We start from the raw sequence: 25,822 nt of genomic DNA, 5'->3' as shown, positions 1-25,822 counted from the left end.
TGGGTTCAGATTGCTAGCGTAAACTCAGCGCGATTGTTCACCACCGGAAATTTATCAATATCCACGGCCTCGCCCTGAAAACGAATCGATTTAACTGTGTCTACCGCGCCTATAACCACTTTCAAAGGCGCTTCACCTGACACCGCAAGCCGTTCACCTGCCCTCTTCATAGAGCTCGCCAGGCGGTTTCCAGATGCATCTCTAACCTGCACCCAGCAATTGCCGGTAAACACAATTTCCAGCTGACCGGTTGCAGAACCGGGCTCGTCGCTCACCGGTGGTTGAGCCAGAGCTGGCTCGGTGGTTTGAGAAACAATGGGTATCTGGTCTTCCACTTCGGGTTCTGTAACTTGTTCCGCCTGCGACTCCAAACGCGACTCTTGAGCAGAAGGAGCTGCCGTAGTATCGGCTACGGGCTCACTACTCGATACGGCGGGCGCATCTACTTCTACATTCGACGCTGATGCCTCATTCACCTGTTTGCTGGTTTCGGTGGGTACCGGTCCTTCAGCACCAGCCCCGAAAAAGCCGAATTTTGGCATAACAAACATGACAACAAATGCACCAACAATCACAGCCGCCGAAACCAGCAGAAACAATTTGGCAACCCGGCGTTTTCTCCGTCTACGGCGTTCAATGTCGACCAGCGGATTCGCTTCAAGCTCTCGTGCTTTTTGTATCCGCCCTGGTTCAAGTTCCCGATCCAGATCCGCAATGATCACGTTGCCGTCCAGACCCACCTGTTTTGCATAAGCGCGCACGTAACCCTTAAGAAACAGCTCGCTGCCGATCTGGCTGTAGTCACCGTTCTCGATAGCCTGAATAATGCCGTTTCTCAAATGTTGCGCATCTGCAATCTGAGAAATGCTCAGTCCATGCTTTTCTCTTGCCTGCTTCAGCTGCTGGCCAACGCCTTCATTGTTCGCGGTTTGCTGGATGTCATCAGTTGTCATTAGAAATCAGCGCCTTGTATTGTTGGTACTCTACTGACTCCGGGAAGTTATTTCTCAATTGCAGCGCCAGGCTCGCTTCCTGATCCCTGTCTCCAAAATAACGCGCAATACGAATTCCGATAAACAGACTCTCGGGCGAATGCTGCAAACGTTTGTTTCTCGCCATCATCTTCGTTAGCCGATCATAATGACGCGCAGCGCCAGCAATATCGCCGGAATCCACCATAACCCGGGTAAGTGAAAGCAACGAACGAGCGTCTCCACGGGTCAGCTCAGACGCACGACGATACGAGGCAACGGCTTCTTCTTGCAGGCCCAGACGCTCTTGTGTCATGCCAAGGTTGTAGAAAACAGATCCCCTGTCTTTATAGTCAGTGTCCTTGGACGCAACCAGGAACTGATCGCGCGATTCCTCCACCCGCCCCTGAGAATAGAGAAAAGCACCGTAATACACCCTTGCACGCGTGTAGCTGGAATCACTGGAAATAGCCTTTCTGAAGCTCTTTTCAGCAAGCTCTGCATCACCATCACTATTGTGTATCAAGCCCAGGGCCGCAAGCGCCTCCGGACTGTCTGGCTCAATTTCGAGTGCGCGATCCAGGTGATGGCGCGCCCGCTCGGTATTACCCTGACCAATGTAGGCGGTTGCTAATTGAACGTAATTCTCAACCGCTTTGTGCTGGTCGGCCTCACGGGTAAACCGACTATCCGTTGTAGTGACACACCCGGTAACGAGGAAAGCAAGCAGCAACGTTGCTACCGTAACAAGACGCCTACGTACCGATTTGATAGTCACAGATTACATTCCTCGCGGGTTAAGCAGTGCAAGCGTCCGCTCAGGGATTCACCTGCTGAACATTAATGTAACGCTGGCTTCTACGAGTACGATCTTCTACCTGGCCAACCAACTGACCGCAAGCAGCATCGATATCATCACCACGGGGCGTTCTGATTGTCGCGATATAACCGGCATCGTTCAGCACAGCTTGGAATCGACGGGTAGCATTCATGCTAGGCCGACGGAAATCACTTTCGGGGAAAGGATTAAAGGGAATAAGGTTAATCTTGCATGGAAGATCCCGTAGCAACACAGCAAGCTCCTTCGCATGCTCTGGCTTGTCGTTCATTCCCTCAATAACCGTGTATTCAATCGTTGCTTTGCGCTTTTCCGGCAAACGGCTGAAATAACGCTTTGTTGCCGCGAGAAGTTCCACTATAGGATACTTCTTGTTGAGCGGTACCAGTTTGTTTCTCAACTCATCATTGGGGGCATGCAGTGAAATGGCCAGTGAAACATCGGTAACTTCGGCAAGCTTGTCAATAGCCGGCACTACACCCGATGTGCTGAGCGTAACCCGCCGCTTGGAGATGCCGTAAGCGAGATCCTCCATCATCAGATTCATCGCATCTACAACGTTATCAAAATTCATCAGGGGCTCTCCCATCCCCATCATGACAACGTTGGTTATGGGCCGGTCCGGGCCTGGCTCAAAGGGCATAAACGCTTTGCGAGCGACCCACACCTGCCCGATGACCTCTGCGGCTGTCAGGTTGCGGTTAAAGCCCCGCTTACCCGTGGAGCAGAATGTGCAATCAAGGGTGCAGCCAATCTGCGAGGAAACGCACAAAGTGCCCCTCTCGCCGTCCGGGATCAACACGGTTTCAACGCTGTTGCCGTTATCCATGCGCATAACCCATTTACGAGTGCCGTCTTTTGACGTTTCGTCATACACGACTTCCGGGCCACGGATAACCGCCACCTTTTTGAGCTTTTCCCGCAGGGATTTGCTCACATTGGTCATTTGATCGAAGTCATCCACACCACGCTGATGCATCCACTGCAGCAACTGAGTAGCGCGAAAACGCTTTTCTCCCAAGGTATCAAAGAAAGCCTCAAGCTTAGCTCTCGGCATCCCCAGAAGATTGGTTTTTTCAGCGGCCGCTGTCATTTCATAACCTCGATCAGATAACCAATGCGGGGACTACCAACGGCAGCCCCCGACCAACAGAATCAGCCGCGTGGGCAGATTTCGCTGTCATTGAAAAAATAGGCGATTTCACGTTCTGCAGATTCTGCAGAATCGGAACCATGAGCCGCGTTGGCATCGATTGATGTCGCGAAGTCAGCGCGGATTGTGCCAGCTTCAGCTTCTTTCGGGTTAGTAGCACCCATCAGGTCGCGATTTTTCAGGATGGCACCCTCACCTTCCAGAACCTGGACAACAACCGGGCCGGATGTCATGAATGCAACCAGATCATTGAAAAACGGCCGCTCTTTATGCTCGGCGTAAAAACCTTCAGCCTGTTCCTGGGTAAGGTGCATCATGCGTGCCGCAACGATGCTCAAGCCAGCCTTCTCAAAACGGCTGTCGATCTCACCAATTACATTCTTTGCAACGGCATCGGGCTTGATAATGGAAAGTGTGCGTTCGTTAGCCATGGTATTTCTCCAGTAGGGATTGGGTTAAATGAGTACAGGTAAATTTCAGGACTGGCATTATACGCAGTCACAGACCCACTGCCTACCGCACAGCACGAAGACGAGTAACAACATCAACAATTTGCGCGCTGGCAAACACCATTTCTTCAGCGGTCGTGTAGCGTCCTATTGAAAAACGCAACGCCCGGTGCGCAACTTCGTCGCTCAACCCGATCCCACGAAGTACATACGACGGCTCAACGGCGGCGGATGCACAGGCAGAGCCTGAAGATACAGCCAGGCTCCTAAGGCCCAACATCAACGACTCAGCATCAACGCCATCAAAGGAAAGATTGATAATCCCTGGCACGCGGTGGGTTTCAGAACCGTTCAGGATGACCCCGGACAACTCACTCAAACCTTCCATGAAAGAGGCTCGCAAGTCCTCCAGCTGCCTCATTTCGTCCTCAAGAGAAGCCTCGGCAATGGCCAGCGCCTTGCCCATACCGGCAATCTGGTGAGTTGGCAGCGTGCCTGAGCGCATTCCCCGCTCGTGACCACCCCCATGAATTTGTGCGGCTATACGTACATCTGCAGAGCGCCGCACATAAAGTGCCCCGACGCCTTTGGGGCCATAAACCTTATGCCCCGAGAGCGACATTAAATCCACTGGCATAGCTGTGACATCAATAGCCAGCTTGCCGGCAGCCTGGGCTGCGTCCACGTGAAACAGAACACCACGACTACGCAGCTCTGCGCCAATGGTCGCTATATCGGTTACGCACCCCAGCTCATTGTTCACGAGCATCAGGCTGACCAACACAGTGTCTGTTTTAAGCGCATTGAACACCTGATCCGGCTGTATACGTCCGTCGCTGCCCGGCTCTAACCAAGTAACCTCAACGCCCTGCTGTTCCAGCCATTTGCAGGTATCCACAACCGCTTTATGCTCAATCGTCGACGTTACAAGATGCGCATTTTCACGGCCTGCAACCGCCCCTTTAATGGCCAGGTTATCGGATTCGGTAGCGCCAGAGGTCCAGACAATTTCACGGGGATCGGCGTGGATCAGGCTTGCCACTTGGCTGCGAGCTGTTTCCACGGCCGCTTCTGCCTGCCAGCCAAAACCGTGGGAGCGAGAGGCCGGATTGCCGAAAAAACCATCCGGGGTCAGGTATTTGATCATTTCGTCAGCAACGGCGGGATCAACTGGCGTCGTTGCCGCGTAGTCGAGGTATACGGGCTTTTTCATAAAATACAGAGACTTGAATCAGGCGGGCGCCTGATCAATCAGACGCTCGGTATTAATCGTGTCAGAACCGGCTTCAGATTGACGCCGGTTCTGCCGGTCCGCCACCTGGCGGATTTCATGTCTTTCCATCAGGTCTCCGAGACTGATCTCGCTGAGAAACTGATGAATCTGATCACTCAGATCAGACCACAGGTGATGAGTCAGACATTTCTCCCCGTTCTGACAATCACCCTTATTGCCGCACCGCGTTGTGTCGAGGGATTCATTAACCGCATCGACAACATCTGCGATGTATATATCGGCAGCGCCACGGCTTAAGTGATATCCACCACCTGGCCCACGGATGCTAGCCACCAGTTCCCGGCGCCTAAGGCGTGAGAAAAGCTGCTCCAGATAGGAAAGCGATATTTCCTGACGGGCTGAAATATCCGCAAGCGTCACCGGCCCAGCTCCCCCGTGGAGAGCAAGATCAAGCATTGCCGTAACGGCGTAGCGGCCTTTAGTCGTCAACTTCATGGCATCAGCCCCGTGATGGGATTGAATCTCAGTATTGAGAACCGAGTATGAATTGACCAAGTAATTCAGTCAAGTATTCAGCCGCGCTCTTCACTATCGTCACGCACGCAATCGAAATCGTCTTCATCCAGAACAGGCAAGTCGCCGTTCTGGTATTCGCTATTTACCTTACGCAGTGCCTGACACATGTTTTCGAGGCGTTCGTCTACCGCATGCATATGATCAAGCAGCGCACGCACAGATCGTGCAACCGGGTCTGGCATCTCCTCTGTCACACCATAAGCGTCGAAACCCATACGTTCTTCCATCAGCTTGCGGCGCGCATTGTCTTCCGTTTTTTGCTTTACTATGACCCGGCCCGGGATTCCCACTACAGTAGCTCCCGCGGGAACCGATTTGGTAACCACAGAATTGGAGCCGACTTTAGCGCCTTCTCCAACCTCAAAAGGCCCCAGTATTTTTGCGCCTGCCCCCACTACCACGCCGTCGCCGATCGTGGGATGACGCTTGCCTTTGTCCCAACTGGTACCGCCAAGCGTCACACCCTGGTACAGGGTAACGTCGTCACCTATCACCGCTGTTTCGCCGACCACGACACCCATGCCGTGATCAATAAAAAACCGCCGACCGATAGTGGCTCCCGGGTGTATTTCTATACCGGTAAACCACCGCGCGAGCGTGGAGATAGTACGGGCCAGCCACTTAAGCCCGGCATTCCAAAGCCAATGGGAGAATCGGTGAATAAGCAGCGCATGAAGCCCCGGGTAGTTGGTCAGAACCTCAAAGGTGTTCCTGGCCGCAGGGTCTCGATGAAAAACGCTTTTAATATCCTCACGCAAATGCCTAAACATGGCCCTTTTCCTGTCCGATTTCGGTGCCAGCTTCTGACTCAGCTGACCTGGAGTTTGCCGATGCCCCTGACGCTTTCTGCACAGCACTCAACACGCCACGCAGAATATTGATCTCCATCTGATCAAGCCTGGCCCGCTGGAACAGCCGACGCAATCGAGACATCAACTGTCTTGGGTTGTCCCGACGATGAAAATCCACATCGTGCAGGGTTTGCTCAAGGTGTCCAAAAAAACCCTCAACATCTCCTACTTTGGCAGGAGGCACATCCCAGCCAGCGTCGCCGGGCGCCATCATTGGCTCCAGATATGGACTGCCTTCGCCCTCTTCAAGGTTGCGCAAGTACAACATGCGCAACTCATAACACATAATCTGAACCGCCATAGCCAAATTCAGTGAACTATAGTCAGGGTTGGACGGAATATGAATATGGTAGTGGCAACGGTGGAGCTCATCATTACTTAACCCGTGGTTCTCACGGCCAAAAACCAGCGCAACCTGGCCCGCCTGGCTATTTTCTGCCGCAATTGTGGCAGCCTCCGGCGGGGGTACGACTGGCCAGGGTATTTTTCGCCCCCGGGCGCTGGTGCCCAACACCATTACACAGTCTTCCAGCGCTTGGTCCAGTGTTTGTACAACCTGGGCCCGGTCGAGTATATCGGAGGCGCCAGCGGCCCGGGCATAAGAGGCCTCATCCGGGAAGGAGTTCGGATTAACCAGCCACAGATTGGCGAGCTTCATGTTTTTCATGGCTCGAGCGACGGCTCCAATATTCCCGGAATGAGAGGTCTCAACCAGGACTATCCGGATTTTATCTTGAAACGCGTCCGGCCCTTCCAGTGGTGGGGATGGCTTATGCATTGGCGGCTGGCCCAGGGTTATAAATTTAAGGGTACTAATGATACCAGAAAGGGGCCACTTTCTGCGCCCCCGAAAACCGATGATATGAGGTTGTCTGCGTTTTTCCTGAGTCAAAAAACATACAAGCGCGGGTGATCTTTGCTATCATGCCCGCCCTTAACACTTCCGGATAACGATCACTCAGATGCAACCAGCTATTAAAATGGCCCTGCGCGTCGCGCGCCAGGGGTCGGACTATCTTAAAGCCCACTTTGAGCGCCAGGAGCCCATCGGAAAAGACGATGAAGAACGTCGCCTCCAGTTGGACCGGGTTGAGCAATCCATTTATGACAACTTTGTCGAGCAACTCGAAAAAGCTTACAAGGATCATAGCATCGCACCGCTAAACGAGGCGGATGCCGGAACCAGCGAGAGAAGCTGGCATATTTTTCCGGTGATGGGTCGCGAAAACTTCCTCAGAGGCATCCCTGAGTTTGCGCTGGCGTTGGCGCAAAAGAAGAATAATCGCACCGAAAACCTTCTTCTGGTCAACCCGGTTACCGGTGAAGAGTATTCAGCCAGCCGTGGTCGCGGTGCCGCATTGAACAGCCGCAGAGTAAGGGCGTCTGACATCAGACACGCTGATAAAGCAGCATTTTCAACCAACCTGCTAGACCAGGCACGCAAGAGCGACAATCCGCTTCTTTGGGGTGAAATGGCCGCAGTGCTGGCCCGGAATTCTTCTGTGTTCCGCGCGTCTGGTTGCGTGGTGCTGGATATTGCACGGGTGTCGGCGGGCCTGATGGATGCTGCCGTTATATTCCGTCCGGAACCAGCAGACCTGGAGCTAGGTGTAACTCTGGCAATGGAATCTGGTGCACTCACTGCCGATTTCTCAGGCAACCCGTCTACAAACAAGGCTCGCCAACTGGTGGTTGCCAACCCGAAGTTACTCCGGGAAGTTCTGAAAATTCTGCACCCGTTCCGGGGCCGCATACCCACTTGAGGCCAGGGTTCAGACACAAAAAAACCGCCTACTGAGAAGTGGCGGTTTTTTTGTGTCCGCGGATTACCCCGGCTCTGCCTTACATGCGATTAAGCCATTCCGGGGGAGCTTCATCCTCTTCTTCAGAGCCTGCTGCACCCTCTTTCGCTGGAACCATGAGATCCTCGCGGGAAACACCCATCACCATCAACAGGTTAGCGGATACATAAATAGATGAATAAGTACCCACGACGACACCGATAATCAGCGCCAGCGCAAAGTTGTTAATAGCTTCGCCACCCAGGAAATAAAGGGCTAACAAAACCACCAAGGTGGTACCAGAGGTATTTATGGTACGTGCAATGGTCTGATGGATAGATTCATTGATAATCTCCCAGGAATCACCCACCCGCATTTTTCGGAAATTCTCACGAATGCGGTCCGCCACAACAATGGTGTCGTTCAACGAGTAGCCGATAATCGCCAGCGAAGCGGCAAGAACGGTAAGATCAAACGTCCACTGAAACAGTGCGAAAATTCCGAGAACAATAATAACGTCATGGGCCAAAGGCACCACCGACGCAATACCAAACTTGAACTGGAACCGCATGCCCACATAAATGAGCACAACCGCAAGCGCGATCAAAAGCCCCAGACCACTATCCTCTTTAAGCTCGTCGCCCACCTGTGACCCGACAAACTCGGAACTTATCAGTTTCAGATCATCGCCGTCGGCTTTCAAAACACCGGTAATTTCCTGCGCCAGTTTGTCATTACCCGCTTCCGACAAACGCACAAGCACAATCGTGTCGGCACCGAAATTCTGAACGACAAACTGTTCGTACCCTGCCCCGGTAAGAGCGGAACGAACCTGATCCAGTTCCGGCGCCTGCGCATATTCCAGCTCTACCGATGTACCGCCGGTAAAGTCCATGCCGAAGTTAAGACCACGAATACCCAGAAGTGCGATAGACGCCACGACCAGAGCGATGGAGATTGCAGAAGCGATTTTCCGGAACCCCATAAAATCAAACGATTGTTTCTGATCATCAGACATTGGCGAGCTTTCCTCCGATCGACAGTTTCTCGACCCTGCGGCCGCCATAAACCATATTGACGATACTCCGGCTAACCATCAGACCGGAGAACATTGAGGTCAAAATCCCGATACACAGCGTTACCGCGAAGCCTTTTACCGGGCCGGAGCCCATTGCAAACAGGATGACAGCCACAAGCAGGGTCGTAATATTGGCATCAAAGATGGATACAAACGCACGGGAGTAGCCGGAATTAATGGCAAGCTGTGGTGAAACACCCCCTCTGATTTCCTCTTTAATACGCTCAAATATCAATACATTGGCATCCACTGCCATACCTACCGTTAACACGATACCGGCGATACCGGGCAGCGTAAGCGTGGCTGAGAGAATGGACATGCAGGCAATAAGAAGCATCATGTTGACGGCGAGAGCGATATTCGCCACTAGCCCGAATCCGCGGTAATAAACCAACATGTATAGCAGCACGAGAATAAAGCCGAGCCCTACGGACATCATGCCAGCATCGATATTTTTCTGCCCCAGGCTTGGCCCGATGGTGCGCTCTTGCACAAAGTACATGGGCGCTGCCAAAGCGCCCGCACGCAATAGCAAGGCAAGTTCCGACGCCTCTGGAATGGAATCCAGACCGGTGATACGAAAGCTGCTACCCAACGCAGATTGAACAGTTGCCAGGCTGATAATACCCTTCTCTACCACCCGTTTTTCTGTTTCTACCGGCTCACCGTTTACCATTTTCGTTTCTGTTTCGGTCCGGAACTCAATAAACAGAACGCCCATGCGCCGACCAATGGCGTTGCGCGTAGCCCGGTTCATCAAGTCGCCACCCACAGAATCCATGGTAATACTGACCTGTGGCTGACCATTCTCATCGAAAGCCTGCTGTGCGTTGGCTACATTGTTACCAGTGGCAATCGTGTCGCGCTCAAGCCGGGCAGTGCGTTGGGGCTCATCGCGAAAGCTGAACTGCTCTGTTTCGCTTGCCGGGTCATCCGGGCGGGCTTCCATACGGAATTCCAGGTTCGCCGTGGCACCAAGAACACGCTTTGCCTGGGCGGTATCCTGAACACCCGGGAGTTCGACAATAATCCGATTAGCGCCCTGCTGCTGAACCAGCGGCTCTGCAACCCCTAACTCGTTAACACGGTTACGGATGGTCGTCAGGTTTTGCTCCAGAGCGTACTTGCGAATAGCAGTGACCTCTCCTTCAGACAAGGTAAGAACAATCCGGAACTCGTCCTCAACAATGGTCTGATCCAGTAGAAACTCGCTGTACTGACGCTTGATAAGCGTAAAGGCTTCTGAGCGCGAGGCTTCATCACGAAAACTCAGCACTATGTCTCTGTCGCCTTCAACGTCCCCGCCCCGGTAACGAATGCGCTCTTCACGCAGTTCCCGCTTAATCTGGCCAGATACGGCATCAAGCCGCTGCCCGACGGCGGTATCCATGTCCACTTCCAGCAGGAAGTGCACACCACCTCGCAGGTCGAGACCCAGTTTCATGGGTCCGGCACCCAGCTTTTTCAGCCAGGCCGGTGTGGATGGCGCCATATTCAACGCAACCAGATAGTCTCTACCCAAAACGGCCTGGACGGTTGGGCGGGCACGCAACTGATCATCGGAATTGGTTAACCGGATAAGGGCATCCCGATCCTCAAGCGTACTGCTTTTAACCTCAATGCCCTCCGAGTCCAACGCATCAAGAGCCCTTTCGAGCACCGCAGAGTCCACTTCGGTGCTGCTGCGAGCGCCAGTGATCTGCACAGCGTAATCATCGGGAAACAGGTTGGGTAAAGCGTAGATAAACCCGATCACGATCGCGACCAGGATAACCAGGTTTTTCCAAAGCGGGTACTTGTTCAGCATGGGATCCCTTGTAGCCGGCCCGAAAGCCGGCTTTGGTGTTTCATCCAGAAAGGTTCAGGCCGACGGGTATCAGGGCCGGCCGTATTGTCCTTGCTCAGATGTCTTTGAGCGTACCTTTCGGCAGTGCGGCAGCAACGGCTACTTTCTGTATTTTAACTTCAACGTTCTCGGCAATTTCAACAACGATGAAATCATCAGTGACTTTGGTAATCTTTCCAACGATACCGCCAGAGGTAACCACTTCGTCACCCTTGTTCAGGCCAGACATCAAAGACTTATGCTCTTTGGCACGCTTGGACTGCGGACGCCAGATCAGGAAATAGAAAATCAGAATAAAGCCAGCGAAGAAAATCACCTGGCCCATAACGCCCATTCCGCCAGCAGCACCGTCCTGAGCCATGGCCAGAGCGGGTACCATTGCCAGAAGGCCGGCCAACAACAACTTGATTGATTTCATCAAAACTCTCCGTTGATTAAGCAAAAGGATTTACTCATTACCCATGGCTGGCACTGTCTGGCCGCGTAGAGCATAGAAGTCAGTTATAAAGTCCGACAATGTACCTGCTTCAATGGCCCCGCGCAATCCAGCCATGAGGTTCTGGTAGTAGCGTAAGTTGTGGATAGTGTTCAGCTGAGAGCCAAGCATTTCTCCACACTTATCCAGATGATGCAGGTAACTTCTCGAAAAGTTCTCACAGGTATAACAGTCGCACTGATCATCCAGGGGCGAGGGATCGTGGCGGTGCCGTGCATTGCGGATCTTTACGATTCCGGTCGATGTGAACAGATAGCCATTGCGGGCATTTCTGGTGGGCATCACACAGTCAAACATGTCAACGCCACGACGCACCCCTTCCACCAGATCTTCAGGTCGACCCACACCCATAAGGTAGCGCGGCTTATCCTGGGGCATCCTGGGCGTCAAGTGGTTCAGAATGCGAATCATATCCTCTTTTGGCTCGCCGACAGACAGCCCGCCAATGGCGTAGCCATTGAAACCAATGTCGGTAAGCCCCTCAAGAGAACGGTCTCGAAGCGCTTCGTACATGCCACCCTGAACAATACCAAACAACGCAGACGGGCTGCCTTCATGGGCATTTTTGCTGCGCTTTGCCCAGCGCAACGAGAGCTCCATGGAGTCCTTCGCCTGTTTTTCCGTGGCCGGGTACGGCGTGCACTCGTCAAAGATCATCACAATATCTGACCCAAGGTCGCGCTGAACCTGAATCGCAATTTCTGGCGACAGCTTAACCGGCGAGCCGTCTATCGGGGAGCGGAAGGTCACTTCCTGCTCAGTGATCTTGCGCATTTCGCCGAGGCTGAACACCTGAAAGCCGCCCGAGTCGGTAAGGATCGGGCCTTTCCACTGGGTAAAATCGTGCAGGTCACCGTGGGCTTTTATAACTTCTGTGCCTGGGCGTAACATCAGATGGAAGGTATTACCCAGAATGATTTCTGCACCGGTTTCATGAATGTCGCGGGGCAGCATTCCTTTAACTGTTCCATAGGTGCCTACCGGCATAAAAGCCGGTGTTTCAACGGTTCCACGGGGAAATGTAAGCCGGCCACGCCGGGCAAGACCATCTTCTCCGAGTTTTTCAAAGGACATGAAACAGGACTCGCTCACGACTTGTCTCCGATGTTTAATGATGTTGAGCCGTCAGCTTCGACAGGCTTTTCCGGTGCGCCAAGCAACATACCGCGGCTCAGTTCTTGCCCGGTGATAAACATGGCATCGCCATAACTGAAAAAGCGGTATCTTTCGGCAATCGCACTTTGATAAGCGCGCCTTACATGTTCAAAGCCTGCAAATGCACTAACCAGCATAATCAATGTCGATTCGGGCAAATGAAAGTTGGTGACCAAAGCATCAACAGTCTGAAACCTGTAACCTGGAGAGATAAAAATATCGGTTTCGCCCTGAAACGGCCGCAAACAACCACCACGACTTGCCGATTCAAGAGACCTCACAGACGTGGTGCCAACGGCAACTACACGACCACCCCTGGCACGGGCGCGGTTAACCGCTTCAACAGTCTCCTCAGACACATGCACAACTTCGCTATGCATAACATGGTCATCCAGATTTTCGACCCGCACTGGCTGAAACGTACCCGCACCCACATGCAATGTGACAAACGTGCTCTCAACGCCCCGTGCTTTCAGTGCCTCAAGCACTGCTTCGTCGAAATGCAAACCGGCTGTCGGAGCTGCGACTGCACCGGCCTCCCTGGCGTAAACGGTCTGGTAGCGCTCACGATCGGTTGATTCGTCGGGCCTGTCCATGTAGGGCGGCAGAGGCATGTGCCCTATGCGTTCCAGCAGATCCAGAACCGGCTCTTCAGCCTCGCTCTCAAAATGGAACAGGGCCTCGCTACGACTGGTCATACGGAGCGCGGAGCCATCCTCAAGCACTACCCTTTGCCCCACTTTCAGTGCCTTAGAGGCGCGCACATGGGCCACCAGATCGCATTCACCGGTTACGCGCTCTACCAGCACTTCAACCTGGCCGCCGGTTTCCTTCTTTCCAAACAGGCGGGCGGGAATCACACGGGTGTCGTTAAAAACGAGAAGGTCGCCGGGCTGGAGTAAGTCCGGGAGATCCGTAAAAAAACGATGTGCGGTATCGCCTGTAATGCCATCTAGTGATAACAGGCGGGAAGCGCTGCGCTCCCTGAGGGGGTACCGGGCGATGAGTTCGTCCGGGAGTTCAAAATGAAAATCGGAGACGTTCATGGACCGGGCTGTTCACGACGCCGCATTACGCGACTTGAATATGGTAGCGGCGGGCGGACTCGAACCGCCACACTATTTCTAGTAACGGATTTTGAATCCGTCGTGTCTACCAATTTCACCACGCCGCCAACGAAGAGGGGGAATTATACTGAGCCTGAACGTGAAAGCAACACCAGAAGCCGCTAGTTTTTTATCAAACCCAAAAAATTATAATCGATCGAATAAAGACAGCTGGGACACCTGTGCAAATGACTGCTGAGCCGCCTGCAACACAAAGCTCTGGAAGCTTAGATTGCTGATGGCCTCTGCGTAATCCACATCTTGTAACTGGGAGCGGATTTCGTTTGTGTATACAGAAGAATCTGCCAGAAATTCCTTGGTGGATTCAACAGCATTCATGCGGCCGCCAAGTTCGGTTTGCTTGAGAACAATGCTCTCTTGAGCGTTATCAAGATTGGTCAGGGATTGGGCGACCATGTCTTCGTAGGCTGCCTGGCCTTGGGGCGTCCCCTTCTCCATAGAATCCAGCCCCGCAATCAGGTTTTCTATGGTGCCAAACACTGACTGTTTTTTGTTTATATTCAACGTAAACGTATCGCCGTCACCTTCGGTCACGTCGGATATCGTCGCCTCAACACCAGCCACTACAAAGGGCTCGCCGCTTTCATAAACGGGGGGAGCTACAGGCAGGGTATTTCCATTCATATCCTGTGCTTGAATATTACCGGCGGCGTCTACTTCAATGGTGATATCGCCAGGGGGAGAGCCGTTAAAACCGGCGTTCAAATCCGCTTCATTCACTACCTTCACACCAGAAAGGAATCCCCCGGAGGCATCATTAGTGTAGCTCCCGGTAACGGCCGCAGGTATATCCACAAAGATGCCCTTACCGTGGTCACTGATGGGCACGGTTACACCATCGTCAATTTCCAGAACCCGCTGACCTTCGTCTCCCTGATAAACGTACTGGCCTTCTTCATTTTGCTGAAACGCCTGAACCGACCCCTGAAAACCGCTGAAAATATACTCACCCGAAGCATCACGAGTATTCGCAAGATTTGCTAGCTGCCCCAACCGCTCTTTCATTTCTGAAGAAATAGACTGGCGATCGTTGGGGGATAGCGACCCATTGCCTGCCTGCACTGTTAGCTCGCGAATACGTTGAATGACATCAATGGCACTTGCCAGCGAATTCTCCTCCTGTTTCAGCCGGTTATCTGCGAGGCTAACGTTACGCTCATAGGTGCTTACCCGAGATAATTCCTGATCAAGCTTCAGTATGCGAGCCGCAGCCACAGGATCGTCTGACGGTTTATTCACACGCTTGCCTGAAGATATCTGCTGTTGCGTACTGTTAAGGCTGCTGTTCAGCTCTTGCAGCCGGTTGATACCGCTTGCGAATACCTGTTGTGATGAAATTCTAATCATGCCAAATCACCTCATCTGTTACCGGAACGTCTGCAACAGTGTGTTGAACAAATCCTGAGCTACCGAAATTACCTGGGCAGAGGCGTTATAACCGGCCTGGAACTGAATCAGCTTGCCGGCTTCCTCATCAAGGTTCACACCCGACACCGACTCGCGCTGAGCGGACGACTGTTCCAGCAAGGTTTTTCCCGCCTCCAGATCAAACTGGCTCTGGCGGGTTTTAACGCCAACAGCTTCTACCACACCGGCATAGCCTTCTGTGAAGCTCTGGGTTCCGCCATTCATGGTGTTAGCAGTGCCCAGCGCAGCCAACAGCTCTGCATTGCGGTTGTCTGAAATGCCATTATCGTTGTAACCGATTTCAAAGGAATCACCTACCGCCGGCTTACCTTTGATCTTGAACTGAAACCCTTGGTAGTCATCGCCATCCGCCGGGTCGCCACTGAACACCGTGTTGGTTTTGCCCGGGTCATAGGGCTGATTCGGCGTGCCCACAACTGTGCCACCCGGCCCGGTTACTGTGTAGGTTAAAGCGGAAGGGTCATTAGGGTCTGTATCGAACTTGATGGTCAGAGGGCCATTCGCCAACTCTCCCGAGCTCTGAAAACCAGGCAATAAAGAACCGGTAAACGGGTTACGCACGTTCAGCATAGCGCCCTGATCGATTTCTCCGGTGCCGGTATTCTGTTCACCCGTGGTGGCTCGTATCGGGCTGGCAAACGCCAGATCTTCTTCCCGGCTAACCTCCAGGTTAATCGACTCTGCTGCATTTCGGCTGGGCTGAATCAGGTACTTATCGCCAGCATTGAAGGTGCCGCCTTCAATACGGATATTAAAACCGGGCATGGATATTTCCGATTCCACCGGATCGGGCAACCGGCCCTGATTGACAACTTTTCCGGAGGCCTTGTCGATTAACTCAAAGCTACGCCCATCGCCGCCAAATTGCAGCGTCCAGCTTCCGGCCGGCAGTTTGCTGCTGTCGGTAATTTCCACCGCCAGCTGTCCGTCTCTTGGCAGCTGATTGTTGGCGTTGGCCACTACCCGGCTTCTCTGAACCGCCAGATCGTTTACATCGGAAAAAAACAGCCCCCCCAGCTCGCCCGCAAGATCCATACCGATTTCGTGCTGGTGATTCATGGCGGAAGAAATGCTGATAGCAATTCGTCCCAGCTCATCAAATGCAGGCTTGAGTGCCTCGTTATCAAAACGCTTTAGACCACCCAGCCCGCCGCCGGTGATTTGCTCGTCAATATTGAGGGTGCGACCACCATTGGTTAGCGTGAACTCAAGGCGGGTAGGGTCTTCTGCGCTATTCTGGGTGCCAAGCTGCGCCGCATTACGCCCAACAACCAATGACAACCCGTTGGAAAGCGATACGTTTACCTGACTTCCCTCGGTTTCCGTGACCCGAATATTGACCAGCTCAGACAGCTTTCGTAAGGATTCGTCCCGCTGATCCAGCAACTCGTTGGGCATTTTCCCTTGGGCCAGGCCAGGGGATTCAGAAATAGCCAGGTTAAGCTCCGCAATATTTTTCATCAGGGTGTTGGCATCTTTCACGCCCTGCTGCATTTGCGTTTTTATAGATTCGCGCTGTTGGATGAACTCCTGGTTCAGTGCCTGAAAGCGATTAACCACCTGCTGGGCCTCACTCAACACTAGCTGACGCTGAGGCAAAGAGGCCGGATCTTCTGCAGCATTTTGCAAGCTTGCAAAGAAATTATTCAGGGCACCGTTAAGGCCCGTAGTCTCCCCGCCCAACAGATTGTCCAGCCGACTGAGTTCAGTGTTGAGTGTCTGCTGCTCGCCAGTTAACGTGGAGTCTTCACGAACCTGCTGCACAAGATACTCGTTTGCCAGCCTGCGAATCTCCGAAATACTGACACCCGTACCGACGCTCCCGGCGCCGGTGCGCTGGCCCTGCTGGGTTTCGAAAACCACTTCCTGCCGGCTGTAGCCGGGGGTATTCGCGTTGGTAATGTTGTTGCCTGTGGTATTCAGGGCACCCTGGTGGCCAAGGATACCTGTGAGGCCAATACCAATCAGTCCCGCCATAATGCTTACTCCCCGGCCCCGTTAGTCATTGATAGTGTCGTTAGAGATTCGCGGTTCATAATTCGATTGATCTTGTCACCATACTGTGGATCGGTGGCGTAGCCAGCTTGCTGAAGCTTTTCAGCAAACACCTTTGGCTGATCCGCACTGGCAAGCACGTCGCGGTACCGGGGGTTGGATTCTAAAAACGAGACATAATCCCGGAAGCTGGATTCGTAATCCGGGTAAGCACGGAAGTCTGCGCGTTCTTTCATAGGCACTCCTTCACGAAACTCTGTGGTAGTGATGGACACAGAATCGCCCTGCCAGCGATTATCCGCTTTAATGCCGAAAAGATTGTAGCTGGGCTGGTTACCGTCGCCCTTTATCATGTGGCGCCCCCAACCGGTTTCCAGGGCAGCCTGTGCAACCATAAGCTTCGGGTTAATTCCGGTGTCTGCCGCAATCTTCTCTGCAAGTGGCAAAAGCGTGCTTACAAAATGCTCCGGAGAGTCGAACTCGCCAGGCGCAGGGCCAACGCCTTCTACCGCAGGCATCTCATTTTTAGCCTCGGCAACGCCACTAACCTCTTCCACGCGCTCAGGCAGCCGGGGAGACAGCCTTGGCAAACTGCGCTCATAATCGGACAGCGTTGTTTTGTGCGAAGCCAAAGTGCCACCCTGTTTATCGACTCCGGGAACATCTTTGCCCAACTGCCGAACCAGGGCTTCCGCAAGGCCGGTGCCCTGCCCGCCAGACATGGTTAAACTCAACTGGCTGTCGAACATGTCGCGGTACATTTCAGACTGATTGGTATTCAGGTAATTACCCTCCGCAAACACATCGCCGGCTTTGCGCATGGACTTCAGCATTTCCGACACAAAAATACTCTCAAACTGGCGCGCAACTTCCTCAAGTGCGCCCTGCTTATCATCCCGAGCGCCATTTTTCAGTGCATTCAGTCCACTGAAGTCTGTATATACCCGCGCTTGCTGAAGCTGGTAGTCCTGCATCATGCCACCTAAATAACAATGAGCTCGGCGCGCAGCGCACCAGCTTGTTTCAGTGCTTCCAGTACCGCCATTACATCCCCGGGGGCTGCGCCTACCTGGTTTACGGCCTGCACGATTTCATTCAATGTGATTGTCGGCCCGAACTTGAACATGCGGGCCGGTTCCTCAGTAATAGCAATCTGCGTGTCCTGCTCAATTTCGGTAGTGCCATTCGCAAACGGGTTAGGCTGCTGCACTTCGGGGTTTTCCTGAATCGTTACGGTAAGGTTGCCGTGGGTCACAGCCGCAGGGCTAACCTTCACGTTCTGCCCCACAACAATGGTGCCGGTGCGGCTGTTAATCACCACTTTTGCAGCGTCGTCTGCCGGGTCTACCTCAAGGTTTTCCAGAATAGAAAGAAAGCTCACACGTTGAGACGGGTCACGAGGGGCACGTACCGATATCGACGTTGCATCATGGGCATAGGCCATGTCTGGCCCCAGGTGCTGATTGACCACCTCGACCACACGGCGTGCGGTTGTAAAGTCCGGGCGCATCAGATTGAAGGTAATCGTGTCACCGCGAGTAAAAGGAGATTTTATTTCCCTCTCAATAGTGGCGCCGTTCGGAATGCGGCCAACACTGGGAACGTTCACCGTAATGCGCGAACCGTCCTGCCCTTGAGCTCCAAACCCGCCAACCACAAGACTGCCCTGGGCCATGGCATAAACGTTATTATCGGCACCTTTCAGGGGAGCCATCAGCAGCGTTCCGCCGCGCAAGCTGTCTGCGTTACCAATAGAAGACACAGTAATATCTATTTCCTGGCCCGCTTTAGCAAAGGGCGGCAAGGTCGCACTCACGGTAACGGCTGCCACGTTGGCAAGCTTCGGGTTTACACCGGCAGGCAAAGTAATGCCAAATTGATTCATCATGTTGCGGAAAGTCTGATTGGTAAACGGCGCTTTATCGCCGGTTCCGTCAAGACCAACCACCAGGCCGTACCCCACAAGCTGGTTGTTACGGACCCCCTTTATCCGCGCCAGATCTTTCAGACGGTCAGCCATAACCGGTGACGCCAAAACAGCCAGCAGCAACGAGAACACCACGCCTCGACGTAACATCATAGGGGCCACCACTCACTGTTAAAGAACCGTGCAAGCCAGCCCATCTGGTTCGCCTGATCAAAATCGCCTGTGCCGCCATACGCAATGCGGGCATTTGCTATGCGGCTGGAAGCCACCATGTTACCCGGGTCGATATCCTGTGGGCGCACCAAACCAGTTAACCGTACATACTCATCACCATTGGTGAGTGACAACCACTTTTCACCTCGAATCTTCAGTACGCCATTCGGTAGCACCTCAACAACTGTAACGGTGATATTGCCCGCAAGGCTGTTGCTCTGATCTGCCTCAGCTTTACCTTGGAAGTCCCGATCGTTCTGGATAGACGTTGCAATGCCTATATTATCCTTGCCAAGAATATTGGGCTCCGGCAGAGATATGTCGTTTTCTTTCTTGATTTTGGTTTCGGCATTCTTGCTCGCACGGGTTGATTCGTTAAGAGTCACCGTGAGTACGTCACCAATATTCAGGGCAACGGTATCGCCGTAAAAATTGTAATTACGAGAGTTTTGATAGATAGCTCCCGACTCGGGATCGCGCTGCATCATGGCTTGGGCGCGCACAGGTGCGTAGGCGGGGTCATCCGGTTCAGCACGGGGCCGGCTCATGGCGGTACATCCCTGCAATAGTACAAGCATCCATACCAGCAAGCAGGTACTGGCTGATCTGGCAAACCAGGTTGATGTCGTCAGTTTCATGAGTTACTCCCCACGCTTAGCCTCTCACTTTGTGTCACAAAGCCAGACATTTCATAGCCTTAGCCGATGTTGTTAGTAATGAACTGGAGCATTTGGTCGGTTGTAGAAACCACTTTTGAGTTCATTTCATAAGCTCGCTGTGTGGTGATCATGTTCACCAGTTCTTCCACAACTTCCACGTTTGAAGACTCCACCATGCCCTGCTCCAGTGAACCTAGCCCGGCCAGCCCTGGCTCGCCTTCAGCAGGGTCGCCACTGGCATTGGTTTCTTTGAACAGGTTGTTGCCAATCGCCTGCAACCCCTGCGGGTTGATGAAATCAACCAACGTAATCTGGCCAAGATCTACGGGCGCGGCCTGGTCATCCGTAATAGCGGAAACAGTACCGTCTTTACCAATAGTGACGCTGGTGGCGTTGTCCGGTATGTTGATATTGGGCTCCAGCGGGTAACCTTCAGGAGTGACCACATCGCCATCAGCGTTAAGCTGGAACTGGCCGTCCCGTGTGTAAGCTGTCTGGCCATCCGGCATTGCGATCTGCAAAAAACCACGGCCGTCTACCGCCAGATCCAAAGGTTGCTCGGTAACCTCAAGATTGCCTTGCGAGAACTGTTTGGCTGTACCAACTACTCGCACACCCGTGCCCAGCTGCAACCCTGAAGGCAGCTCCGAGTTCTGTGTATTCATACCACCGGGTTGCCTGTTAACCTGATACAACAAATCCTGAAACACCGCCCGATCACGCTTGAACCCCGTGGTGTTCACGTTTGCCAGGTTGTTAGAGATGGTCGACATGTTGGTGTCCTGGGCGCTTAGCCCGGTCTTACTAACCCAAAGAGCCGGATGCATAGTCATTACTCCTTGCCGGTGTCTGGCAGGCGGCTAAAATTTGCCGCTTCTGGCCTGGCCAGCCTTGTTTTTACGTTGTTTTCAAAAAACTATCAGAGGTTTTGCAACAGTCGTGCCGCTGCTTCGGAATTCTCGTTTGCGGTGCGCATAACCTTCACCTGCATCTCGTACTGGCGGGACAACTGAAGGTTGGAGATCATTTCTTCCACCGCATTCACGTTAGAGCTTTCCAGAAAACCGGAAGCCACACGGAGCGCACCGTCTGCCGGCTCGCCACCCTCAACAGCCTGACCGGGCTTGGGGTGAATAAACCCATCCAGACCTTTCTCGAGCGATTCCCGGGCCGGATTGACCAGTTTTAACCGATCCACTTCAACCAGTTGATCCGGTGGGCCACCAACAGGAACGATGGACACAGTGCCATCGGCGCCAATCTGGACATTATCGAAAGGAGGGAGTGCAACCGGGCCACCATTGCCCAGAACCATTTCGCCACCGGCAAGCCGCACTAGACCGTTTACATCGACTTGCAGGCTTCCGGAGCGGGTGAAAACTTCTTCGCCAAGGTCGTTTTGAATCGCCAGCCAGCCCTCACCTTCCAGAGCAACGTCCATTTTGCGGCCGGTTTGCATCAGAGCCCCGGCAGAAAGATCAGTTCCTGGCCGCTCCGCCATGGCATAGGCACGGGTAGGATGGTGTTCTCCGAACACTGGCATGCTGCGCGCCTGGGCGAAGTCTTTCTTAAAGCCGGTGGTGTTTACGTTGGCTAAATTATTGGCATGGGCACGCTGGGACAGCATATTCTGCTTGGCGCCAGACATACCGATATAAAGTGCTTTGTCCATGGGACAACTCCTGCCGGAATTTTGACTGTTTCCAGTACTCTTTCAGACGTTATTGCAGGAGTCATGCCATATTTACTTCAAAGCCGGTTAGCGAAGGTTGATGATGGTCTGAGTGACGGCATCGGAGGTTTCAATTGTCTTGGCGTTGGCCTGATAGTTACGCTGCGCAATGATCAGGTTCACCAACTCACCGGAAAGATCAACGTTGGATTCCTCAACCGAGCTGGCCTTTATGCCACCTAACGTTCCGGTATCAGGCTTACCAATAACTGGCTGGCCAGACTCGAAGGTTTCAACCCAGCTGGTATCCCCCACCGGTGATAGCCCGTCGGTATTGCTGAAAGAAGCCAGTGCAACCTGCCCAAGAGCGGTGGATTGGCCATTGGTGTAACGGGCAAACAGAACGCCCTGCCTGGACACATCCAGACCAGACAAGCGGCCGGTGGTGTAACCATTCTGACTCTGATCATCAACGCCAAACGTGGCACCATACTGGGTAGTGTCACCCAAACTAAGCACAAAAGCTGAGGTAGTGGGTGGGTCTGGAATTGGAGTAGTAACTGCGGCACCTGCAGCTGGCGGGCCGTCGGCACCGTTAGGCTGGCCGTCTTTATCCTTGGGAACCCAATCAGTGATTACAATTTCGCCACTGGCATCACCGTTAATCGACTGCAGGGTACCGTCCTGATCAAACCTTGCGGTATAAGGTGTTGAATCAGTACCGGCAACCATCTCACCGTCGATTTGCAGGTAAACCGACCACTCGCTCACCCCCACACCGCTTCCCGGCGAGGGCTCTTTCACGAAAAACTGAGTGAGTTCATGGGAATTACCCAGGCTATCGAAAATTGACGTTGAGGTAGCGTGGTTATAAGTACGCTGATCCTGCGGGTTAAATTCGTTGGTTATTCGAATGGGAGACTGGCCATACTCGGTCGCAAAATTATTGCCAGAGCCTCCAGTCGCCGCAACACCTGCAATTGTGCGGTCGCCAGTTACATTAATATCGCCGGTTTCCGAGACCGCGCCACCAGTGTACGTGATATCAAGGTTCTCACCCTGGTTATGGCTAACACGCAGCACATTGGTGTTAGTGCCAGTACCATCATCCACAATAGCGGCAGAGATAGCGGTATCGTTTGAGTCATTGATCGCAGCCTTGAGATCTTCAAGGCTGTTCACGTTACTGGTATCCAGCTGAAGCGATGCCCCATTAATTTTAAGGTCGAACGTGAACGCCGTGCCTGCCGTTGTAATATCCGCGTCGGTAAGCGCCACGTTCGCGGCTGTAGTCGCTGAAGCACTCAACCCAGGTGCATCTGTTAACTTACCGGCAATCTCGCGGGCAGTAGTCGCACCCGTTAAGTCCACCGAATAGGCGGGGGTTCCGTCGGTGTATGTCACCTTAAATTGCTCGCCGTTAACATCACCAAATGCCAACGGCCCCACATCACGCACCCGAGACTCAAGTACCGACTCCCGGGAATCCAGGTTCAGCTCAGAGCGCAGGTTGGTGGTGCGACGTGGTGCCAGATTATCAGTCGTAATTTCCAGATCACCACGAATTCCCGAAAGATTACCATCGCCATCGGCAGTGTAACCTTGAACCCGCATGGACTGGTTATTCACCACAAAGCCATCTTTATCAATGGTGAACTGGCCAGCTCGTGAGTATCGAGTTTCGCCCCCATTATTCAGAACAAAGAAGCCATCGCCCTCAATGGCCATATCCAGGCCATTATCTGTAAAGCTGATATTACCCTGACCAAATGATTGCTTTACGTCCTGAACATTCACGCCGTCACCAACCGGGTTGCTGCCAGAGCTCAGAAAGCCACTGGCGTACAAATCGCCGAATTGCACACGGCTACTCTTAAACCCAACGGTGCTGGCGTTGGCAATATTATTGCCAGTTACGTCCAGATCTACCGCTGCCGCCCTAAGGCCACTGAGCCCTGTATTAAAAGCCATAACTTACCCCTGATCTGACACCGGTATTATTTAATTTGTTTAACATCTGAAAGTGCAATAGAACCCATGCCCGCCAGGTTAAGGGTAACGGACCCACCCTGGCCTAAGGACACACTGTCTACATTGGCACTGACAAGCGCGGGGAGCTGCACACTACCCTGAGGGTAAGACCCCTCAGCCACAATCTTGTAGGGGCCAGGCGGCAAGCTGTTGCCGTCGCCATCCTTGCCATCCCAGCTGAACGATTTCACACCCGCCGAGCTGCTGCCAAGATCAATTTGGCGCACCAATTCGCCCTCTGGATTCTGGATAGACAACCGCACACCGCCCGTAGAAGCGGGGACCTGGATGTTGCCGGAAATCTCGCCTTCGGCCCCCAAAATGCCCACTTCAGAGGGTGCCAGAACGGTTTTGCCAACCATCGCCGATGCCTGAAGCGCTTGAGTAGAGCGGAACTGCCCAACAACATCATCTACCCTGCCCGACAGCGCCTGCATTTCTTCCAGCGAACTGAACTGTGCAAGCTGGGAAATAAACTCGCCGTTATCCTGGGGCTCCAACGGGTTCTGGTGTTTAAGCTGCGCCAGCATTAATTCCATGAACTCGTTCTTGCCAAGCTCGCCATTGCCCCCGGCAGCACCCTGCGTCTGGGATCTGTAATTACCCAGCACATCAGTGGCTTGTGTTGCGTTAACTGCACTCATGATTCGGCCCTCGCCCCGTTACTGCTGACCAAGTGTCAGGATGCGCTGCATCATGGATTTGGCCGTGTTCATAATATCCACGTTCATCTGAAAGCTTCTTGAGGAAGACATCATGTCTGCCATTTCTTCCACCACATTCACATTGGGGTAAAATACATAGCCGTCTTCGTTAGCTGCCGGATGTTGAGGCTCATAGCGCATCTGCAACTCGGCGTCACTTTCAATAATGCCGTCTACGCGAACCCCCGCCCCTGCCCCTTCTTCTGTCCGGGCACCCAGCGGGCCCTGTTGGTCCGGGTTCAGCAGTGACTGCTGAACAGCCGAGAAAACCGGTTTGCGTGCGCGGTAAGTGGTATCTGTGCTCGAACTTGCGGTCTCTGCGTTGGCAATGTTTGAGGCGGTAGTGTTCAGCCGCAACGATTGCGCTGTCATGCCGGAACCGGCGATGTCAAAGATGCTGCCCAGTGACATGATGTCTCTCCTTCGCTAATCGTGAAACGGCGTTTACTCGCCTTTGATGGCTTTCGTCAGGCCGGTAAACTTGCTGTTCAGAAACTGAAAACTGGCTTGATAATCCATGGCGTTACGCATGAAGCGAGACTGTTCTGCCTGAGCGTCAACCGTATTACCATCCACTGAAGGCTGGTTTGGCACCCGGTAAAGCAAATCTGAATCTCCGGCGCCTGCCGACGTATCCATATGGGCTGCATGGGTTTTTTCCATGCCAAAGCCGCTCATGTTGTCCTGGGCCTTTTGCATCATTGCCTGAAAATCCACACCCCTCGCCTTGAAGCCAGGCGTATCGGCGTTTGCCATATTGTTGGCCAAAACCTCAGCCCGCTTTACTCTGGCTTCCAGCGCGTGTTGATGAATGCCGAGAGCCTTGTCAAAAGTGATCGCCATGTAACCTCCGAATGCTTGTCGCCGGCGACTTGGGCCTTGCCGGTTTTGTTCTATGCCATGATTAAAGCAATGCTAATGCCAGTTTTTTCGGGGCCGTTGAATTCGGGCGTTTACAGCAGGGTGCGGGGCAAAAGAGGTATAAAGAAGGGAAAGAAAACGGCAAACAACAATGAAAGCGGCAAGCTGCTTCCCCCACCATCGGCAGTGGGGGCATGGGCCTGATTTACACTGGCCAGCGTGCGACAAACTCGGCTAATGCCGGCCGGGGCACCGCAGGCTTGGAGGAAGAAACAGTGCCGGTATAAAGAAACCCGATAATCGACTCTTCTTTATCAAGGCCAAGCCCTTCACGCACTACAGGATGATAAGCCATTTTACCGGTACGCCACATGACGCCATAGCCCGCATCTTGCAGGGCCAGACCCAGGAAACTCATGCTTGCGCCTGCAGACAGTATTTGCTCTACCTCCGGCACCTTGTGATGTTTTTTTGGCGAGGCAATGCCGACTACAATCATAGGCGCACGAAGTACTTTCTTGCGTACTTTTTCCAGTTTCTTTTCCTCACCGCTATCACAATGCGCCGCTACAAATAACTCTCCAAGAGCCTTCAGCCCCTCGCCTTCAACCACCAGATAACGCCAGGGGCGAAGTAACGCATGGTCAGGCGCGCGCGCCGCGCATTCAAAGGCCTGATCAAGTGTGGAAACATCCGGAGCCGGCACTTCCAGCCGTGGCTCAGATGCCCGATTGAGCAAAAAGTCAGTGACTGAACTCATATTTTAAATTTCCGGTA

General features: G+C 53.2%; 26 protein-coding genes and 1 tRNA gene. 1 reads left to right on the top strand and 26 read right to left on the bottom strand.

The window, feature by feature from the left end; translation table 11 throughout:
* Positions 1–5: 5 nt before the first annotated feature.
* The 8 genes from ACTHYN_RS06645 to trmJ all read right to left on the bottom strand — a co-directional run bounded on the left by ACTHYN_RS06645 (position 6) and on the right by trmJ (position 6,850).
* Entirely contained in the window at positions 6–953 is a 948-nt protein-coding gene (locus ACTHYN_RS06645) for a RodZ domain-containing protein (protein WP_441811686.1), read from the bottom strand.
* Positions 943–1,743 carry a type IV pilus biogenesis/stability protein PilW gene (gene pilW, locus ACTHYN_RS06640; RefSeq protein ID WP_441811708.1) on the bottom strand — a complete coding sequence of 267 codons (801 nt, stop codon included), beginning with the start codon at positions 1,741–1,743 and terminating at the stop codon, positions 943–945. Before pilW ends, ACTHYN_RS06645 begins: the two co-directional genes overlap by 11 nt.
* 46 nt (positions 1,744–1,789) lie before the next feature.
* Positions 1,790–2,902: a 23S rRNA (adenine(2503)-C(2))-methyltransferase RlmN gene (gene rlmN, locus ACTHYN_RS06635; protein ID WP_441811685.1), complete on the bottom strand. Its 1,113-nt coding sequence runs from the start codon at positions 2,900–2,902 to the stop codon at positions 1,790–1,792.
* A 62-nt stretch (positions 2,903–2,964) separates the two neighbouring features.
* Positions 2,965–3,393: a nucleoside-diphosphate kinase gene (ndk, locus tag ACTHYN_RS06630; RefSeq protein ID WP_441811684.1), complete on the bottom strand. Its 429-nt coding sequence runs from the start codon at positions 3,391–3,393 to the stop codon at positions 2,965–2,967.
* Positions 3,394–3,475: 82 nt separating this feature from the next.
* Positions 3,476–4,624, bottom strand: a complete 1,149-nt coding sequence (locus ACTHYN_RS06625; RefSeq protein WP_441811683.1) for an IscS subfamily cysteine desulfurase — start codon at positions 4,622–4,624, stop codon at positions 3,476–3,478.
* 18 nt (positions 4,625–4,642) lie between these two features.
* Positions 4,643–5,140 (bottom strand): Fe-S cluster assembly transcriptional regulator IscR, encoded by a 498-nt coding sequence (gene iscR / locus ACTHYN_RS06620; protein ID WP_441811682.1) that lies wholly within the window; start codon positions 5,138–5,140, stop codon positions 4,643–4,645.
* Positions 5,141–5,217: 77 nt separating this feature from the next.
* On the bottom strand, positions 5,218–6,021 hold the full coding sequence (gene cysE, locus ACTHYN_RS06615) for a serine O-acetyltransferase (protein ID WP_441811707.1): 804 nt from the start codon (positions 6,019–6,021) through the stop codon (positions 5,218–5,220).
* On the bottom strand, positions 5,984–6,850 hold the full coding sequence (gene trmJ, locus ACTHYN_RS06610) for a tRNA (cytosine(32)/uridine(32)-2'-O)-methyltransferase TrmJ (RefSeq protein ID WP_441811681.1): 867 nt from the start codon (positions 6,848–6,850) through the stop codon (positions 5,984–5,986). Before trmJ ends, cysE begins: the two co-directional genes overlap by 38 nt.
* 184 nt (positions 6,851–7,034) lie before the next feature.
* Here trmJ and ACTHYN_RS06605 point away from each other — a divergent pair, with 184 nt between their 5' ends.
* On the top strand, positions 7,035–7,835 hold the full coding sequence (locus ACTHYN_RS06605) for an inositol monophosphatase family protein (RefSeq protein ID WP_441811680.1): 801 nt from the start codon (positions 7,035–7,037) through the stop codon (positions 7,833–7,835).
* A gap of 79 nt (positions 7,836–7,914) precedes the next feature.
* On the opposite strand, the gene secF is transcribed toward ACTHYN_RS06605, so the two are convergent.
* The 18 genes from secF to ACTHYN_RS06515 form a co-directional block, all read right to left on the bottom strand.
* The gene (gene secF, locus ACTHYN_RS06600) at positions 7,915–8,871 is read right to left on the bottom strand and encodes a protein translocase subunit SecF (protein WP_441811679.1); all 957 of its coding nucleotides are present in this window, start codon (positions 8,869–8,871) and stop codon (positions 7,915–7,917) included.
* Complete coding sequence (gene secD, locus ACTHYN_RS06595) at positions 8,864–10,738, bottom strand: protein translocase subunit SecD (RefSeq protein ID WP_441811678.1); 1,875 nt, start codon at positions 10,736–10,738, stop codon at positions 8,864–8,866. Before secD ends, secF begins: the two co-directional genes overlap by 8 nt.
* A gap of 94 nt (positions 10,739–10,832) precedes the next feature.
* Positions 10,833–11,195 carry a preprotein translocase subunit YajC gene (gene yajC / locus ACTHYN_RS06590; RefSeq protein WP_441811677.1) on the bottom strand — a complete coding sequence of 121 codons (363 nt, stop codon included), beginning with the start codon at positions 11,193–11,195 and terminating at the stop codon, positions 10,833–10,835.
* Between the two features lie 30 nt (positions 11,196–11,225).
* Positions 11,226–12,347, bottom strand: coding sequence for a tRNA guanosine(34) transglycosylase Tgt (gene tgt / locus ACTHYN_RS06585; protein WP_441811706.1), 1,122 nt, complete (start codon positions 12,345–12,347; stop codon positions 11,226–11,228).
* Between the two features lie 14 nt (positions 12,348–12,361).
* Entirely contained in the window at positions 12,362–13,474 is a 1,113-nt protein-coding gene (gene queA, locus ACTHYN_RS06580; protein WP_441811676.1) for a tRNA preQ1(34) S-adenosylmethionine ribosyltransferase-isomerase QueA, read from the bottom strand.
* A 41-nt stretch (positions 13,475–13,515) separates the two neighbouring features.
* Positions 13,516–13,602: transfer RNA gene (locus tag ACTHYN_RS06575), tRNA-Leu, on the bottom strand.
* Between the two features lie 79 nt (positions 13,603–13,681).
* Complete coding sequence (gene flgL, locus ACTHYN_RS06570) at positions 13,682–14,902, bottom strand: flagellar hook-associated protein FlgL (RefSeq protein ID WP_441811675.1); 1,221 nt, start codon at positions 14,900–14,902, stop codon at positions 13,682–13,684.
* A gap of 18 nt (positions 14,903–14,920) precedes the next feature.
* Positions 14,921–16,960 (bottom strand): flagellar hook-associated protein FlgK, encoded by a 2,040-nt coding sequence (flgK, locus tag ACTHYN_RS06565; RefSeq protein ID WP_441811674.1) that lies wholly within the window; start codon positions 16,958–16,960, stop codon positions 14,921–14,923.
* Positions 16,961–16,965: 5 nt separating this feature from the next.
* Entirely contained in the window at positions 16,966–17,952 is a 987-nt protein-coding gene (flgJ, locus tag ACTHYN_RS06560) for a flagellar assembly peptidoglycan hydrolase FlgJ (RefSeq protein ID WP_441811673.1), read from the bottom strand.
* Positions 17,953–17,960: 8 nt separating this feature from the next.
* Entirely contained in the window at positions 17,961–19,058 is a 1,098-nt protein-coding gene (locus ACTHYN_RS06555) for a flagellar basal body P-ring protein FlgI (RefSeq protein WP_441811672.1), read from the bottom strand.
* Positions 19,055–19,756, bottom strand: a complete 702-nt coding sequence (flgH, locus tag ACTHYN_RS06550; protein WP_441811671.1) for a flagellar basal body L-ring protein FlgH — start codon at positions 19,754–19,756, stop codon at positions 19,055–19,057. The genes ACTHYN_RS06555 and flgH overlap by 4 nt, the downstream gene beginning before the upstream one ends.
* 59 nt (positions 19,757–19,815) lie before the next feature.
* Positions 19,816–20,604, bottom strand: coding sequence for a flagellar basal-body rod protein FlgG (gene flgG / locus ACTHYN_RS06545; protein ID WP_441811670.1), 789 nt, complete (start codon positions 20,602–20,604; stop codon positions 19,816–19,818).
* 92 nt (positions 20,605–20,696) lie between these two features.
* Entirely contained in the window at positions 20,697–21,449 is a 753-nt protein-coding gene (locus tag ACTHYN_RS06540) for a flagellar basal body rod protein FlgF (RefSeq protein ID WP_441811669.1), read from the bottom strand.
* 87 nt (positions 21,450–21,536) lie between these two features.
* A complete protein-coding gene (locus tag ACTHYN_RS06535) occupies positions 21,537–23,420 on the bottom strand; it encodes a flagellar hook-basal body complex protein (RefSeq protein WP_441811668.1) in 1,884 nt (627 codons plus the stop codon).
* Positions 23,421–23,446: 26 nt separating this feature from the next.
* Complete coding sequence (locus tag ACTHYN_RS06530) at positions 23,447–24,124, bottom strand: flagellar hook assembly protein FlgD (RefSeq protein ID WP_441811667.1); 678 nt, start codon at positions 24,122–24,124, stop codon at positions 23,447–23,449.
* An 18-nt stretch (positions 24,125–24,142) separates the two neighbouring features.
* A complete protein-coding gene (flgC, locus tag ACTHYN_RS06525; protein ID WP_441811666.1) occupies positions 24,143–24,595 on the bottom strand; it encodes a flagellar basal body rod protein FlgC in 453 nt (150 codons plus the stop codon).
* A gap of 33 nt (positions 24,596–24,628) precedes the next feature.
* Positions 24,629–25,027 (bottom strand): flagellar basal body rod protein FlgB, encoded by a 399-nt coding sequence (flgB, locus tag ACTHYN_RS06520; protein ID WP_441811665.1) that lies wholly within the window; start codon positions 25,025–25,027, stop codon positions 24,629–24,631.
* A gap of 223 nt (positions 25,028–25,250) precedes the next feature.
* A complete protein-coding gene (locus tag ACTHYN_RS06515; RefSeq protein ID WP_441811664.1) occupies positions 25,251–25,805 on the bottom strand; it encodes a nitroreductase family protein in 555 nt (184 codons plus the stop codon).
* Between the last annotated feature and the right edge of the window lie 17 nt (positions 25,806–25,822).

The sequence above is a fragment of the Marinobacter sp. genome (assembly GCF_052091845.1).
GTDB lineage: Bacteria > Pseudomonadota > Gammaproteobacteria > Pseudomonadales > Oleiphilaceae > Marinobacter.
The sequence above is the reverse complement of the archived record's forward strand: the minus strand, read 5'-3'. Positions and strand labels throughout refer to the sequence as shown.